11 protein-coding genes and 1 pseudogene are annotated in these 16,622 nt (G+C 59.7%); 6 read left to right on the top strand and 6 right to left on the bottom strand.

Going from position 1 to position 16,622, the window contains the following annotated elements; genetic code table 11:
- Positions 1 to 13 precede the first annotated feature (13 nt).
- The 3 genes and pseudogenes from pelF to AC3WLT_RS09950 all read left to right on the top strand — a co-directional run.
- A complete protein-coding gene (gene pelF / locus AC3WLT_RS09960) occupies positions 14 to 1,669 on the top strand; it encodes a GT4 family glycosyltransferase PelF (RefSeq protein WP_492591713.1) in 1,656 nt (551 codons plus the stop codon).
- 14 nt (positions 1,670 to 1,683) lie between these two features.
- Entirely contained in the window at positions 1,684 to 3,054 is a 1,371-nt protein-coding gene (gene pelG, locus AC3WLT_RS09955; protein ID WP_492591712.1) for an exopolysaccharide Pel transporter PelG, read from the top strand.
- A 53-nt stretch (positions 3,055 to 3,107) separates the two neighbouring features.
- Positions 3,108 to 3,497, top strand: a pseudogene (locus AC3WLT_RS09950) (GDP-mannose 4,6-dehydratase); the annotation flags it as partial.
- Positions 3,498 to 3,848: 351 nt separating this feature from the next.
- On the opposite strand, the gene AC3WLT_RS09945 reads toward AC3WLT_RS09950, so the two are convergent.
- Positions 3,849 to 5,987, bottom strand: coding sequence for an Agd3-related carbohydrate deacetylase (locus tag AC3WLT_RS09945; RefSeq protein WP_492591711.1), 2,139 nt, complete (start codon positions 5,985 to 5,987; stop codon positions 3,849 to 3,851).
- A 1,108-nt stretch (positions 5,988 to 7,095) separates the two neighbouring features.
- Between AC3WLT_RS09945 and AC3WLT_RS09940 the strand changes: the two genes are divergently transcribed.
- From AC3WLT_RS09940 to AC3WLT_RS09930, 3 genes are all read left to right on the top strand, one after another.
- A complete protein-coding gene (locus AC3WLT_RS09940) occupies positions 7,096 to 7,434 on the top strand; it encodes a hypothetical protein (RefSeq protein WP_492591710.1) in 339 nt (112 codons plus the stop codon).
- A gap of 675 nt (positions 7,435 to 8,109) precedes the next feature.
- Positions 8,110 to 9,927 carry a glutamine--fructose-6-phosphate transaminase (isomerizing) gene (glmS, locus tag AC3WLT_RS09935; protein WP_492591709.1) on the top strand — a complete coding sequence of 606 codons (1,818 nt, stop codon included), beginning with the start codon at positions 8,110 to 8,112 and terminating at the stop codon, positions 9,925 to 9,927.
- A gap of 90 nt (positions 9,928 to 10,017) precedes the next feature.
- Positions 10,018 to 10,350: a hypothetical protein gene (locus AC3WLT_RS09930; protein ID WP_492591708.1), complete on the top strand. Its 333-nt coding sequence runs from the start codon at positions 10,018 to 10,020 to the stop codon at positions 10,348 to 10,350.
- A 254-nt stretch (positions 10,351 to 10,604) separates the two neighbouring features.
- On the opposite strand, the gene AC3WLT_RS09925 is transcribed toward AC3WLT_RS09930, so the two are convergent.
- From AC3WLT_RS09925 to AC3WLT_RS09905, 5 genes are all read right to left on the bottom strand, one after another.
- Positions 10,605 to 11,180, bottom strand: coding sequence for a hypothetical protein (locus AC3WLT_RS09925; protein WP_492591707.1), 576 nt, complete (start codon positions 11,178 to 11,180; stop codon positions 10,605 to 10,607).
- A gap of 382 nt (positions 11,181 to 11,562) precedes the next feature.
- Complete coding sequence (ald, locus tag AC3WLT_RS09920; protein WP_492591706.1) at positions 11,563 to 12,678, bottom strand: alanine dehydrogenase; 1,116 nt, start codon at positions 12,676 to 12,678, stop codon at positions 11,563 to 11,565.
- Positions 12,679 to 12,829: 151 nt separating this feature from the next.
- The gene (locus tag AC3WLT_RS09915; protein ID WP_492591705.1) at positions 12,830 to 14,458 is read right to left on the bottom strand and encodes a glycoside hydrolase family 32 protein; all 1,629 of its coding nucleotides are present in this window, start codon (positions 14,456 to 14,458) and stop codon (positions 12,830 to 12,832) included.
- A gap of 93 nt (positions 14,459 to 14,551) precedes the next feature.
- Positions 14,552 to 14,782, bottom strand: a complete 231-nt coding sequence (locus AC3WLT_RS09910) for a GntR family transcriptional regulator (protein WP_492591704.1) — start codon at positions 14,780 to 14,782, stop codon at positions 14,552 to 14,554.
- Positions 14,783 to 14,954: 172 nt separating this feature from the next.
- Positions 14,955 to 16,541: a glycoside hydrolase family 68 protein gene (locus AC3WLT_RS09905; protein ID WP_492591703.1), complete on the bottom strand. Its 1,587-nt coding sequence runs from the start codon at positions 16,539 to 16,541 to the stop codon at positions 14,955 to 14,957.
- Positions 16,542 to 16,622 lie beyond the last annotated feature (81 nt).

Below are 16,622 nucleotides of genomic sequence, written 5' to 3'. Positions count from 1 at the left end.
AGGGACACTAACTATGAAGCGCGATGCCGGCTTCAATCTGGCACATCACGGGACTTCTGCCAAAGCGACCGACGCACTCGGCAACGTGTTACCGCGCGCGGCATCGGCCGATGTGGCGCTGCTGCTCGAAGGGACATTTCCGTATGTCAGCGGCGGCGTGTCGACTTGGGTGAATCACATCATTCGAGCGTTTCCCGAGTATACGTTCGCATTGTGCTTCCTCGGCAGCAAACCCGAGGACTACGCGAAGATGTCGTACGAACTGCCGGATAACGTCGTTCATCTGGAAAATCACTATTTATACTCGTTCACACCGCCGCCCGCGGTCCGCGCAGTACGTGCCAAACGCGATGCCTTCGCGCGCATGGCGGAGCTGCACGAACAATTCCGTCATCCTGCCGGCGAGGGGCTCCCGGACACGCTGCTAAGAAGCGTTTTCGACGACCTGAAGCCAGGCCATCCTCTTAGCGAGGGTAAGTTCCTATACAGCCGCGAAGCCTGGGATTTTCTTACAGACCAATACCGCGCCCATTGCAGCGACCCGTCTTTCACTGATTACTTCTGGACTGTGCGCATCATGCACAAGCCGCTGTGGCAACTCGCGCGGATCGCCGAGCAGTTGATCCCGGTGCGCACCTACCATGCAATATCAACCGGGTACGCTGGTTTTCTCGGAGCGCTGCTGCACTATCGACGCGGCCGCCCATTGCTGATATCGGAACATGGCATCTATACGAAGGAGCGCAAGATTGATTTGTTCCAGAGCCGATGGATTCACGACAACCGTAGCCTGATCGAGTACGACGCGTCGCGCGTCGGCTACTTCCATGAGATGTGGGCGCGCTTCTTCGAAGCGCTGGGACGCGTGAGCTACTCCGCGGCCGAAGACATCGTCGCATTGTATGAAGACAACCGGCGTCGGCAAGTTATCGACGGCGCGCCCGCGCGGAAGACCCATACAATCCCGAACGGCGTCGACCTGCAACGCCTGGCGCCACTACGCGCGCAGCGCTCCGCCGGGGTGCCGAAGGTCCTGTGCCTGATAGGTCGTGTTGTGCCGATCAAGGATGTAAAGACTTTCATCCGCGCGATGCTCACGGTTGTCAAACAGATGCCGGAAGCCGAAGCCTGGATCGCGGGACCGGAAAGCGAGGACGAATCGTATGCAGCCGAGTGTCACGGTTTGGCTGAAAGCCTTGGCCTCGCCAACAAAGTGAAGCTTCTAGGCCTCCAACGGATCGAAGATGTGTTGCCAAAGATCGGCGTGCTGGTTCTGAGCTCCATCTCCGAAGCTCTGCCGCTAGTCATCCTCGAGGCCTTCGCTGCGGGAGTGCCGGCGGTCACGACTGATGTCGGAGCATGCCGCGAGTTGATTTATGGTCTCGATGGCGATGACGCAGCCTTAGGAGCCGCGGGCCGTGTCGTCCCGATCGCCGATCCTGCGGCACTGGCACACGAGGCGCTAGGCTTGATCTCCAACGAGAGCAATTGGCGCGCGGCGCAGCAGGCAGGCATTGCGCGCGTTGAACGCTATTACACCCAGGAGCGCATGATCAGTTCGTACCACGATCTCTACACAAGACTGATCGCACTGCCCGACGAACAGGACCCGAGCCGCGTTCCATTGTGGGGTGCGGGCCAGACATGCCCGCATGCCGCGCAAAGATAAGCGAGGAACCGTCGATGGCAGCAATCGGTATTAAACTGCGTAGGTTGATCCGGCGCAACACGGTGCTCGGGCTCATGCAGGCATATACCTACGCCGGACTCGCGGGCGCTGGGCCGTGGATATGGTCGATTGTGGGCATCTTGCTGGTAGGGTTGCTTTCTGCCTCGTCCATGCTGCCCAACGCGATCGTTTCGGAGTTTCAGGTATCCGCCACGTATCTGATTGCCGCGAGCCTGATCGCGACCGGGCCGATGCAACTTGCGCTCACCCGGTTCACCAGCGATCGTCTATTCGATAAACACGCTGAAGCGATATTGCCAAATTTCAGCGGTGTCGTGCTGGCGGTGACAACCGCCGCGATCGCCATCGGCGCCATGCTGATCGCCCGTTTTTTTCGCGATCAGAGCCCCCTCTACTGCATACTGATGCTTACCGGGTTTGTCGTGCTGTGCAACATTTGGCTTGCAACAACTTTTCTATCGGGCCTTAAGCAATATGGTGCGATTCTGTGGACTTTCTTCCTCGGCTATTTGCTGACCACTGTCGCAGCACTTGGCCTTAGGCGCTTCGGCATAGAAGGATTGGTCCTCGGCTTTGTAATCGGACAGAGTGTGCTCCTTGCCCTCCTGTTGTTACGTATCTACCGCGGTTTTTCCGCCAGACGAGTGATCGCATTCGATCTATTCAGGAGAGGCTACCGGTATCCATCGCTGATGCTGATCGGCATCCTGTACAACATCGCGGTTTGGACCGACAAGATTATGTTCTGGTATGCGCCTGGCACCGGACAGGTCGTGATCGGCCCGCTTCACGCTTCGATCATCTATGACATTCCGGTATTCCTGGCCTATCTCGCAATCACGCCCGGCATGGCGGTATTCATGCTTCGCATGGAGACGGAATTCGCGGGGCACTATGAAGCGTTTAACGCCGCGGTACGAGAAGGCGAGTCGCTGCAACAAATTGAATACGCGCGCGATGCAATGATCCACGCGCTCCGCAGTGCGCTATTCGACATTGTCAAGATCCAATCAGTCACTGCACTGGTGCTTTTTGCCGGCAGTGCAACGCTGCTCGCCCAATTGGGAATCTCAAAGATGTACCTGCCGCTTCTGTACGTGCAGGTCATCGCGACGAGTTTGCAAATGCTGTTCCTGGCGATGATGAACAGCTTTCTCTACCTTGACCGGCGGCGATCCGCGCTCGTTCTGATCGGAACATTCAGCATCCTTAACGGACTGTTAACAGCATTCACGCTGATGTCCGGTCCTGTCTTCTATGGCTATGGTTTTGCTCTGTCGCTGCTCGTCGCCGTGCTGCTCGGGCTATGGATGCTCGATCGCAAGCTCGAGTTGCTTGAATACGAAATGTTCATGTTGCAGTAATCCATCGGCTCATTGCGTCGTTACTACGGTCACCGGGCACCCGCTTTCCGTGGCGTATATTCGGCGGCGACTACGGCACGGGCGTGCGAGACTACATTCACGTCGTCGATCTTGCGCGCGGACACCTCGCCGCGCTCGACACGCTGTCCGCGAAGGGCGAGAGCTTCACGGTGAATCTCGGCACGGGCAAAGGCTATAGCGTGCTCGACGTGGTACGCGCATTCGAGCAGGCATCGGGCAGGCCGGTGCCGTACGAAATGGTCGCTCGGCGTCCTGGCGATATCGGCATCTGTTATGCGAATCCTTCGGCGGCCGAGCAGATTATCGGATGGCGCGCGCAATGCGGCATCGAGCGGATGTGCGACGACCACTGGTGCTGGCAATCGAACAATCCGGACGGCTTCACATCACTATCGCAGCAGGTTCGGATGGCAGCCGCCTGACTTCTTTCCAGCAGCAGAGATCATTTTCGTCGGGCGTTGGCGTTGGTGCACGTCGGTGTCTGAACGGTGTAGTTAAGACGGCGTCCCATTTCGTTTGACCGGTCGCCCCCGATGCTGCAAAAGTACAACGCTGATTGCCGTCACCACATTCCCAAGATGTCGTTCGAGGTGCGGAGCTGGCAGGAATGTGAGGCGGGGGTGCGCCGGCGGGGCCGCCTCACGTCGTGGATCGAGGATGGCGCGCTGGAGCGCTGGCAGTCCTCAGCCGGATGCGAGAACTGCAAACGCCCGCGGTACGTACTGCTGGCGGGCGTTCGTCGTGGCTCACGTAGACCGAAGCCACTCAAGCGGCTACTGCAAGGCGGGTGGCCATGCGGGTGCCGGTGTCACCTGGGTCGTATAGGCGGTCGCCGAAACGAGCGTTATGTAGGAAACATGCTGACCACCATACGTTTCGGTCGACGTGCCAAAGGTAATTCCTGTGACGGGAACCACGACGGACTGCCCATCGCTTCGCGTTGCACTCAGCACGATCGACTTGCCAGGTGTGAGCACGCCCGTAACACTGGACGTGCTGTAGATGAGGCGCTGTTTCGCGAGATCGCCAATGTTGGCCAGGTAGGGACTGACGATGGCAAGGCCCTTGTAGTACGTGTTGAACTTGACCAGCGTTTCAGTCAGCAGATCACCCAGAAGAAAACTTGTCCCACTGTAGGCGCGCAGGTTTGACTGATGGAACATCAGCGGCCGCAGGTCATAAGTGAGCAGGTAAGAAAGCAGCGTGTCCGACGTCTTGCCCACCACCTGCGCGTAGGTCAGGTCATAGCCCCACCGCGTGGGATCTGTTCCGTTAGCCCCATAGAAGAAGTTGTACTCGTTAACCCATTCCTGCTGCGTCGACACGTTGTAGAACAGTGCCGTCGGGTAGCGGGGAATCTCGAAGATGCCCGGGTTGACGCAGTTGTACTTGCCACTATTGAAAGTCGGCAGCTGCCAGTTGGTACCCTGGTTGGTTGTGGGGCATCCAGGCGTGCCGGACGGCGGTGTCGGCCTCGATACATCGGAAACCACATATTTCGTACCGAACGCGACCATCGCTTGCAACGGAGCCGTGGCGTAAAGTCCGGAGATCTCCGGCGTGACGAGGGGTACCTTGCTGTAATTTTCGAATCCGAAATTCCCGGCAACCGCGTCATTCGACTGCAGTTCGGTGAGCACCTGGCTGTATGTCAATGGATCCAGGAGTTCATGGTCATACGTGTGGCTGATCCACTTGAAATTAAACTCGTTTGCGTTGACCTGAGCGCTCAGGGTGTCCGTGCCGACGGTCGGGTATCCGCCCCGGCCCCCGTAAGCGGTGCCGAATCCCACACCATTGAAAGCCATGCTGAACTTCAGCGCGCCTGCGCCTGCGGTATTGGCGTTCACGTTGTCCTGCCAGGCCATCACGTTGTTGAAATCCGAGCCGATGATTCGGTATTCGCAAGCCGTGGTGCCCGTGTTCGGATCGACGGATCCCGGCGGATTGCCGAGAGGACATGTGCCAAGGAACGTCCACGGATTCGTTCTCACGTCATACCAGCCGTTTGGCAATTCCGCATAGGGAAAGATTTCGTCAGAGATACCGACGTCGTCCACCTGCGGGTCCATGTACACGTGCCGGTTGCCGAGAAAAATGCCTCTCGTGAGCCAATTGATCACGCCATAGGAGAGCGTCATCGAGTGGATCAGATATGGATTGTTATCGAACGTGAGCGCGAGGATCTCGCGCGACGTGCTGTCTCCCGCGAGCGGTGCGGTATTGCTGAACAGGCACGTAGCGGCTAACGAGTACGTCACATTGTCCGACGCCACCGCCTGAAGCACGGGTGTCACGCTAGCGCCTGTCGGCAGGGGACTCGCCGGGGACACAAAATAAGTCCAGGCATTTTGCACGGTCAACGGGTTTGCACTGCTGGTACCCGCATTCATGTAGGGGAACATCGCCTTGCCGGCCGTAGTCAGCGTAGAGGCCAGCGGGGAAGCGGTCGTATCCCGGTAACCGGAATATTGCAGGCAAGCTGTGTCACCCGGCCAGGTGTAAAAGCTTGCCACTCTGACGTTATATTTGAACTGATAGCGCGCGATGGTTTGGGCGATAGCGCCCCCCGAAAACGGATTCATGTACCTGTAGTCGCTCACGGGCAGGATGATGCCCTGGTACATGGCGTGATCGCCAGTTTCAAGGGTAGGCGGGATCGGGCTCGGACTGTTGCTGTCGTAACGATAAATGTCGTACGGCGTGCCGACTCGGTCGAGAATCGCCAGGGTCGCTTGCAACTCGGGCCGCTTTTCATCAAAGGCCTGCTGGCTGGTTATGACCAGGATTTTGAGGTCGATTTGCGCATCGGCTGGCACAGCCAGACTGACGTTCGCCGCGGCACAGAGCCATAGCACAGCCAGGCTGTGCGCAAAGAACCTCGGGAAACGAAACATTCGCATTGCACTCATGACAAGCCTCGCACGTCGGTTGTCTAATTGATTGACGTTCCCCCGGGGTGATGAAGTACAGCGCTATTTCTGTTCAGGCTTTACTTTGTTCTTGTCCATTGCCTCGCTCGGGTGAGGGCCCGTGGGAAGCGTCTGGAGCCTGATGGGTATCCGTTCGTATGGCGGAAGTACGTCATGGCCGGGCTTCTTCCCGCCCGCGAAAGCATTCGGCGCATTCGGCGTTGCGGCCACCCCAACCAGCGCCAGGCATAGGCAAGGGAGCACCGCACCCCATACCAACAAAGATCTGTACGATCTTCTCGCTTTCATGGTTGCCTCCTGAAGGGCTAGCGTCGTTCGAAACGTTACAAATTTGGCGCATTTACGTCCTGCGGGGAGCGCCTCCCCTTCAACCTTACCCATTGACCGGGTCACCTTCGGGTTCAAGGATGCTTTACTCTTACGCAAGCCGGGTTGCCTGATTCTTCGCGCCATGGCGGGAACAGCACCTTTCAGCAATAGATGGGTCGCAATATGATCAGGGTTCTGGCCGCGCCCGCGTGCGATCCCGGTTGTCGCTAAGAGAGTCACAGCAAATATCGAACCACAGCCCTGCGCTCGCCGTGGCGTGGGTGAGTGTCATTGCAACCGAAGGAGAGTGATGAGAGGCGCAAACAGAAAACGTTTCAGTTTTGTTCGTGCATGTATGGCATCTATTTGCGAGAATCGGCCATCGCCAGCCGCGCGCGGACCCGGAGACGTTCGACGCACACGATCGCAATGACATTGAGACGGTGTGTCAATTGACGGAGAAAGACATACCGATATAGAGGCATAGCGTTGAACCGTGCGGGTCTGCGCCTACTGTCTGGAGATTTCCGCGCAACAAGAGACTGGTTCCGTGCGGAGCTCATTGCGTGGAATACTTCTCGTCGCAAGTGATGCAATGAGCCACGATCTAGATTGCAGAGAAATGTAGCAGAAGTGAAACGCACGCGTCTCTGGGCCTGCTGGCGTGACGTATGAATGTATTTCACGTAGCGGCGCGCTGCATAAGTGAATCGCCATCACTTCGTTGACGGCTTGGCTGTCGTATCGTCGGGTGATTGTCCGCTGATGAGAAGCGAATATGTATACGTTTGCAATGCCAAATAAAGCACTTCGAGTCGCTAGCCCAACCCTGAAGTCAATCCGCATTACTGGCGGTGCAATGACTTTTCACGAATGTAACAAATCCGGCAGCCCGAAGCTGTCAGATCATTTCAGCGTTTCAGGTGACGCCTTGGGGCCCGACCTGAACCGCAGGAAGCGTACCGGAAAGGAAACGCTTGGGTCTATAGCTTTTCCGACGCGAGCGACGGATGTATTGCGCGACGCGGTGCTGCACAAACGGATCGGCATCGCTTCCTTGAAAACGTGGTTGTCGCATCGTTCGGTGATTTCCTGTTTGCAGTTCACGAATAGATAAATGTTTACCGCGCTAGATGACGCGCATCAGGTATTCAAGCCTGACTCTGGAGGCTATTTTGGACGCGGGCCGTGCGATGACGCGTTTCACGAATGAAACAGATCAGATCGCCTGAAGCCGTCATCCGCAACACGCGTTAAGGTAACCAAAATAAACAGGGCGACACGCGGTCATGGCGCAACACTTGCTGAATGCGATGGCAACAATGCGTCGTACTCTTTTTCTGACGTGTTGCAACTACTAAGCCCGGATAGAGGAGCGCCAATGGCGCTCCCGACGCCGTTATCGGACGTGAGATGGATGCTGTAGGACCACCTTTGTCGTCTGGGTCAGGTGTCTGGGGTGCAGGCTTCGTTACGAAACGTTTTGCTGCACCGATCCTGGGCCACGCACGTGCGTGGGCTGCAGACGCGAGGAGCAGGTGAGAAATATGCGTACCGCGCTAGCCATTGCCAAACGCGCGCTTTTGCTTCTCGAGCTCACGGTCGCGTTAAGCGGCCGAGATACCGTAAGTCTTGCCGCGGTTCTGGAGCCAGTTCACAAGACTGGCATCGGCCGGCGGTCCGAGAATGCAACGGTGTCGCAGAGGCAATCGTTCATGACCGGGTCAGGGCACCTGCTCGCCACGTGCGCTCCGGCTTCGCCGTAGCGCACATCATTCCGAGGGCTCACACCATGTGCGGCATTGTCGGCGCGATCGCGCAACGTAACATTATTCCGGTTCTGCTCGAGGGTCTGAGGCGCCTCGAATACAGGGGCTACGACTCGTGCGGCGTGGCGGCGCTGGTCGACGGACAGGCGAAGCGCGTGCGCAGCGTGTCGCGCGTTGCGGACCTCGATGCCCAGGTGCACAGCATGCGCTTCGAAGGCGTGACCGGCATTGCACATACGCGATGGGCGACGCATGGCGCGCCACTCGTGCACAACGCGCACCCGATCTTCTCGCGCGACGCGATCGTGCTGGTCCATAACGGAATCATCGAAAATCACGAATCGCTGCGAGGGCAGCTGCACGCGAATGGCTACGAGTTTGTCAGCGAGACCGACACTGAGGTCATCGCGCACCTGATCCACAGCGTGTACCAGGGCGATCTGTTCGCGGCGGTTCAGCAGGCGACGAGGCGACTGCACGGCGCGTATGCGATCGCGGTCTTCAGCAAGGACGAGCCGCATCGCGTCGTCGGCGCACGTGCTGGCTCGCCGCTGGTGGTCGGCATCGCCGAGGGCGAAAACTTCCTCGCGTCGGACGCGCTCGCGCTTGCCGGCAATACCGATCGATTCATGTTCCTCGAAGAAGGTGACGTGGTCGATTTAACGGTGGACGGCGTGAACGTCGTCGATCGGAGCGGCGCCGCTGTGCGGCGCGACGTGCGCACGGTTGCCGCATACGGAGGCGAGATCGAACTCGGGCCGTATCGTCACTTCATGCAGAAGGAAATCTTTGAGCAGCCGCAGGCAATTTCCGACACGATTGCGCCAACCGGGTCATTCGATGCCGCGCTGTTCGGCCAGCAAGCGCAAGCGGTATTCAACAGTATCGACAGCGTGCTCATGCTCGCGTGCGGCACGAGCCACCACGCGGGGCTCATTGCCAGATACTGGCTTGAATCGGTCGCAAGGATCCCCGCGCAAGTCGAGATTGCCAGTGAATACCGTTACCGTGAATCGGTACCGAATCCGCGCGCGCTTGTTGTCGTGGTCTCACAATCCGGCGAAACCGCTGACACGCTCGCCGCGCTCAGGCACGCGCAGGCGCTCGGCCACCAACACACCCTGGCGGTCTGCAACGTCGCCGCGAGCGCGATGGTGCGGCAGACCTCGCTGTCTTTCCTGACGAGCGCTGGCACCGAAATCGGCGTCGCGTCGACCAAGGCATTCACGACGCAACTGGTCGCTTTGTTCATGCTGGTCGTTACGCTAGGGCGTCTGCGTGGACGTGTCGACGCGCAACAGGAAAAGCAATATCTGGAACAACTGCACCACTTGCCGGCTGCGGTGAGCAGCGTGCTGGCGCTCGAGCCGCAGATCGTCGCGTGGGCCGAAGAGTTCTCGCGCCATGAAAACGCGCTGTTTCTCGGCCGCGGCCTGCATTACCCGATCGCGCTCGAAGGCGCGCTGAAGCTGAAGGAAATTTCGTATATCCACGCGGAAGCGTATCCGGCGGGCGAACTGAAGCATGGGCCGCTTGCGCTCGTCACCGACGCGATGCCGGTGGTGACCATTGCGCCGAATGATGCGTTGCTCGAGAAGCTGAAGTCGAACATGCAGGAAGTGCGCGCGCGCGGCGGCGAGCTATACGTCTTCGCGGATGCCGACACTCGCATCGTCACTGAGCCAGGCGTGCATGTGATCCGGATGCCAGGTCATTACGGCGTGCTGTCGCCCATTCTGCATGCGGTTTCGTTGCAGTTGCTGGCGTATCACACCGCGTGCGCGCGCGGCACGGACGTGGACAAGCCGCGCAACCTGGCCAAGTCGGTGACGGTCGAGTGATGGGCGGGGACGGTAACGCAGCGCCCCCGACAAGCCTGATCCGACGACGCTCATCGTCGCGACGTTTTCTGTGCTTATGCGGCGGCAGGCATGTTGGTCGATACGGCCGCAGTGCCACCGCTCTTCGGCGCGGCGTTATCGCCGCCACAACCTGCAAGCATCGCCGTCAGCGCCATCGCAGCCGCCAACAAAGCAGTCGATAAAATTTTGTACATGACTGGCTACCTTCCTTCTTTAACTTTATGTCGGCGTCACCCGGCACCGCACATTCCAGATACGAGTGACGCCATCCTCGAAAACTGTCGTTGCGACATCTGTTTGCAATTTATGCGCCACCTCCCGGCCCGCGTGGCAGAGGTGGCGAGAAAATGCGCCGAGGAGTTTGCGAACGCGGAGAATCGAGCAGAAGCGTTTCGACAATGAAACGCCGTGTTTGAATGGACCTTGCTTGCTGTCAAACGAATCGCGGTAGGAATGCTCATTGCTGAACACCCCTAAGGGGTTATCGTACTTTCAGTGCAAAATCTGGCCCTTTGATCCTGGAAATCCATATTGATCAAGAACTTGCGAAATCGCTGATTGCGCGGAAAACACCGCCTTGCTGCAAGCGGGTCTGCGCACGGCTACCGCCAGATTTTGCGCGGAAAGTACGATAACCCCAGTTACGCAGCCGCGACTTATGCCTGATCGGCCCGCTGGCGGATGTCGACAGCCGTCGCGATCGGCAACGCAATGAACGCACGCTCCGGCATTTCAGCGTAGGTGCGCAGGAACGGCAGATACAGTTCCACATTCCACTGTGTCCCGTCTTTCCGGCCCGCGTACGGATGGAGGATTTCGCCGTCTGGACGCCGCCGGTCAAACCGCAGGACGCCCTTGTGCGGGTAACGGGCTTCAGGGCCTTTCCACCGCGCGTCCATCATGTGCGTGACGACCTCGTGTGGGAAACCTGGATGTCCGGACGTTTCATGTTTATGGATGGCGGCCTTGATCGCCTCCTCCTCCGTCAGATGACAGGCAGCGATTTCGTGCTCGTCAAACACCACCTCCTTTGCGATATAGGGCGGCCCGCGAAACCAGTCAGGATCGTCGCGATCAAGCTGGATGGCAACAATGGTCCGCGTGCCGACATCGGTACAACGCCACCAGAAGCCGGCGATGCCAATGAATTCGAGGCCGATATGGAAATCCGAATGTTTCATGCTGAGTCCGGTGATGTACCCGGGCAGCGTATCGGCTTGTCGGGTTTTCATTGACATACGTCGCGGTCGCCGATGAGTGACCAGACCAGTGTGGCAATTCAGCCGAGGTCCGATGGCCGCTCAAAGCCCCTGACAGGAGGTTGTATTCGACTGCAACCTCCGCATCGCATGACTGAGGGGCACGTCGTGCTAATGTCGCATTCAACCGGGCCAATGCGCCGTTCGGAATCGCACATTTCGAACCACCATCCCACGGATCGACAGGGTGCAGAGCATGGGGTTCCCTCTGTTTTTCGTGTTCCAGGAGGTGAGCATCATGCTGCCAGATTTAAGGCTGACGAGCCGCGGATCAAACAGACAACCTCGACGGACAACCCCAACCCATCATCGTGGCGTGGACACGCGCCGCGTGTCCACGGCATCGCTGCCGGCCTCAGCCTAGCAGGCTATCGGGTGCGACGTACGCGTAGTTCAGATCCCTTGCGACCGCTTTGTAGGTCACCTGCCCTTCGCACACGTTCAAGCCGGCTTTCAGATGCGCATCGTCCTTGAGCGCGCGTTTCCAGCCCTTGTCCGCAAGCGCGATCGCGTGACGAATCGTCGCATTGTTCAGCGCGAAAGTAGAGGTTCTGGCCACTGCGCCGGGCATGTTCGCCACGCAATAGTGGATGACGCCGTCGACCAGATAGGTCGGCTTGGCGTGCGTAGTCGGATGCGAAGTTTCGAAGCAGCCGCCCTGATCGATCGCCACGTCGACGACAACCGCGCCCGCCTTCATCCCCGCAATCATGTTCCGCGTGACGAGCTTGGGCGCCGCCGCCCCCGGTATCAGCACGCCGCCTATCACGAGGTCGGCGTCGAGCACGGACTCTTCGATGCTCTGGCCATTCGAGTAGAGGGTCGTGATGCGATTGCCGAAAACCAGATCCAGTTGACGCAGGCGATCCACGTTGGTGTCGAGACTCGTGACCTTCGCGCCCATTCCCACCGCGATCTGCAGCGCATTGGTTCCGACGACGCCCGCGCCGATGATCACCACATGCGCCGGTGCAACACCCGGCACGCCGCCGAGCAACAAGCCGATGCCGCCCTTCGATTTTTCCAGATGCGCCGCTCCGGCCTGGATCGACATGCGGCCCGCCACTTCGCTCATGGGCGCAAGCAACGGCAGCCCGCCGCCCGGACCGGTGATCGTCTCGTAAGCGATGCAGACCGCGCCGGACTTCACCAATGCGGCGGTCTGCACAGGATCGGGCGCGAGATGCAGGTACGTATAGAGGATCTGTCCCGCCCGCAACATCGCGCACTCGGCAGGCTGCGGCTCCTTGACCTTGACGATCATGCCGGCCTGCGCAAAGATTTCCGCCGCAGTACTACACAACGTTGCTCCGGCCGCCGCGTAGGCCTCGTCGGATAGACCGATCTCGGCGCCCGCCCCGCACTGCACCATCACCTGATGACCACGGCTGGTCAATTCGCGCACGCTCGCCGGCGTCAAACCCACGCGATATTCATGGTTCTTGATTTCCTTCGGTACGCCGATCAACATGTGTCGCCTCCATATAGTTTGTTGTTATCGCACCGCGGCCGGCTTCATGCTTTGCTTCGCTCTTCGACGCGTAGCGCCGGCGTCACTGCGCAAGTCTCCGCGAGCGGTGGCTGGCCGCCCGCGAGAAGTCGTTTGTCACCAGCATACTCTGCTAATTGGCCGGAACGAGATTGGTGATCGCCATATCGCTGAATGCCGCCGTGCCGCCGTCGGCGAAGACCGAAACCCGGTTATCGTTTGCGGCCGGAAAGACGAGATCCGTGATGACGGTACGGCCGTGGTCGGCAAATACTTCCACGGAATTCCTGTCGACCACCACGGTGAGATGCAACTTCCCGTTCACGAGTGGCAGGTTGACAATGTGCTGCTTGCTGAAGGCATTCGAGAAACCGGTCTCGCCTGACTTCGAACGGTCGAGCGTCAACGTCTGATTCGCGGTGTCGTAGAAGATGCGGGTGCCGACATCGCCATTCGCCGAGCCTCGCACGATGAGACCGGCACGCTCAGCCGAATGCGGGCTCAACGTCACCTCGATATTCTGCACGACGCCTCGGGTGAGCCGGCCGAGCTCCTGTACGCGCGAGGACACACTGAGTTCTTTTATGCGCGTGGTCGAGCCTTCACCGACCAGCGACGCATATTGCTGCACCGGCTCGAATGTCAGTTGCGGTACGCCGTCGACGGTCTTCAGCGCGAGCACGCGAGGGAGCGCCGTTGCGCCCTTCCAGGGCGTGGTCGGTATGCGTTCGGCGTAGTCCCAGTTGCTCATCCAGCCGATCGTGACCGCCTTGCCGTCCGGCGCGTTGGCGAAGGTTCCGGCTGCGTAGTAATCGGCGCCGTGATCGAGCCACTGGTAGCGCGAAGGATCCGAACCTGGCGGCGCCACGTTCTCCGGTGTGAACGTCCTGCCGTCGAAGTGGCCGACGAAATACATCGCGCCGGATCCGCCGGCAATCGACCACGGATTGACGTTGACGATCATCACCCACTTCTGCTTGCGGCTGTCTCCATCGAGAGGCAGCGGGAACAGATCGGGCATCTCCCAGAGCGTCCCTTGATGAGGAACGCCGGGAAGACTGAAGTCGCTGAGGAAGTCCCAGTCGATGAGATTGTTCGAGCGGTACATCTTGACGACGTGCGCATCGGCGACGACGGTGGTCATCAGCCAATAACCTCCCGGCGCATACCATGACACCTTCGGATCGCGAAAATTTTGCGATTCCGGGTCGAGCGTCAGCACCGGATTGCGTGCGTATTGACGCCACGTCTTGCCCTCATCCGTGCTGTAGGCAAGCGATTGCGCCTGAGTGCCCGGCTGATGTCCAGAGCCGGCCTTGTATACGCTCGTATAGAGCGCGATCAGCGGCGGCGAATTCGCCGTTCCCAGGCCCGACGTATTGTGTGCGTCCACGACGATGGAGCCGGAAAAAATCTCCTCGGTTTCATTGACGTGCATGGCGACAGGCTGCTCGCTCCAGTGAAGAAGATCGTGGCTGGTGGCATGTCCCCACGACATGTTGCCCCACGTGTTTCCTTCCGGATTGTGTTGATAGAACAGGTGATACAGGCCCTTGTAGAAGACGAGCCCGTTGGGGTCGTTCATCCAGTTGCGTTGCGGCGTGTAGTGAAGCGCCGATCGCCATTGCGCTGTACCTGCATCGGCCTCGCCCGGCGATGCCGATGGCGCCGCGTATACCGTGCTCGAAACGCTCAGCAAGGCGAACAGCCAGGCCGTCAGCGAGCGCAGTTTGGACATGTTGGGACGTTGCGGGTCGTGCATGAATTGCCTTTTTCCTGCTTGCGCGCGCGTGAACGGGGAGGCCGCCACGCCCCGCGAGCGCAGTGAATGAATACTCGTCGGGTCGACCGACGATCAGGCGGAGAGCCTGAGAATGACCGTGCCTCTGCGCCGGCTGCCGACTGTCAAGCCAAGGCGCGACGTCTCGCGCATGGCGCGATTGACGGTGTTCACGTGCAAGCCGAGAAAGTCCGCCAGCATCCGCTGCGGAGGCAAGGTATCGCCGGGCTTGAGGTGGCCGGATCCCACTGCCGCTTCAATCGCATTCACCACCGCGCGGTACGCGGGACCGTCGTACGAAGACAAATCTGGAATCCAAGCTTTCATCGCTGCGTTCTCACTACTGGCGCTTGCCGTTCGGGCACGGCCATGACCGGACGCTCGTCCAGTGCCGTGCCATGGTCGAATGGCCGGTGCGGGCAACGAACTGACTCGTCACCCGCCCGGCCTTCGTCAGACTGCTTTACTGCATTGGACGTTATTGAGCGTTCCCGCCTGAATTGCCCGGGCTGGCGTCGGCGTTAGCCGGAATGTCGCCGTAGCCGCCCAGACCACCCTTGCCGTAGCTCCGGTCGAGGTCGGTCGAATCGCCGTGAATATTGAGCTTCACGGTCGGCGCCAGGGTGCCGCCGCGGCGCGGACCGACCGCGTCGATGAACGATTCGACGAGGCCGCCCGGCATCACGTAATGCGAGTACGACTGGAAGGCCCGCGGATTCTGATTCGGGTCCAGCGCGTACGGCGCACCGATCGGCTGATCGAGATCGGTCGGATTGCCGAGCACCAGGCCGCTGCCCTTGTTCAACGGCAGGAAGTCGCTGCGAATGCCGTTGCCGACGAAACCATACACGCCGTCAGGACCGGTGACGCCGGCTGCATAGGTCGGCCGGTGACTGATCGTGAACAGGTAGTACTTGCCGTCCTTGATGTAGATCTGCGGCCGCTCGGTCTGATCGTTGACGCAATTGGCCGACAGAAGCGGCGGCAGGAACTTCCACTGCGTGAGCTGCGGGTTGGTCGCCACAGCCAGACCGACGTTCGCCTTCTGATAGGTCGCGCCGGAATCCATCACCGCATTGAGGTCTTCCTTGTACGGATCGTTGGGCGCGTAACCCAGATCGGCCTCGGTACAGGTGCGGGCGCCGCGCGGGCCTGCCGTGTTGCCTTCGAACACCATGAAGGTCTTGCCCGGGTGCGCCGGGTCGACGAACACGAACGGATCGCGGAACGAGTAGTACACGTTCTGATCGCGCGACTGGTACAGCTTGCCGTCCGGTTCGAGCAGCGCGTTGTGCTGGTCGAAGCCGTCGAACCACACGTGCTTGTCATCCGCGTGAATGTGCCCGTCCGTGCGCGTGATGATCGCGATCGGCGGCGTGATGTCCTGACCGCCCTCAGCCGTACGGTTGAACGACAGCGCGGTGTAGTAGAGGCTGACGTTGTTGCCGTTCAGCATTCGCGCGGAGCCCGACCATTCCGCGTTCTGCGTCATCGGCGCGGTGCCGAAGACCTTCACGCTCGAGCCATCCGGGAACAGATGCCCACCGTAGGTCCATCCGCCGTTCGCCGGACGCTGCGCTGCCGGAATCCCGGCACGGCGATAGAAGAAACCGATGCGCGCGTGCACGTGACGGTCGTCGAACACATAGCCCGCGTGCGGATCGGCGGTCAGCGAGAAGATCACTTCCCAGCCCTTGAAGCTCAGATTGTTCGCCTTGACGTCGGACAACGGCCAGGTGTCCCACACCCAGACGTTCGAGTTGATCTGCGGGAAGTCCGCCGGAATGTCCGGCATGGTCAGCGCCGCCGGCAGCGAATTCTTGTCCGCCGCCGTCGCGGTATGCGATTGCGCCTTGATCTGCCGGGCATCCGCGCGCGTCCAGCGCATCGTGAAATTGCTCTCGGGGTCATACGCCTGCTGCGAGTGCGGGGTAGGCGCCGGAAATCCGTCTACCGCGTGAGCAAGCGTGGGCATCGCCGCGACGGCAAGCAGGGAACCGGAAACCAAGCCGGCGCGCAGGCGGGCGCGGGCTAACGTCGCTGGTGGAAGTGGGAGGCATTTCATTGTGACCGCGTCCTTATGGGTGAGGGGGAAACGTGTAAGATTTCGCAACAAAACCGGTTCGGATGCTAAGCCAAACCGGTT

Source organism: Paraburkholderia sp. FW306-2-2C-D06C (assembly GCF_058781505.1).
The sequence above is the reverse complement of the archived record's forward strand: the minus strand, read 5'-3'. Positions and strand labels throughout refer to the sequence as shown.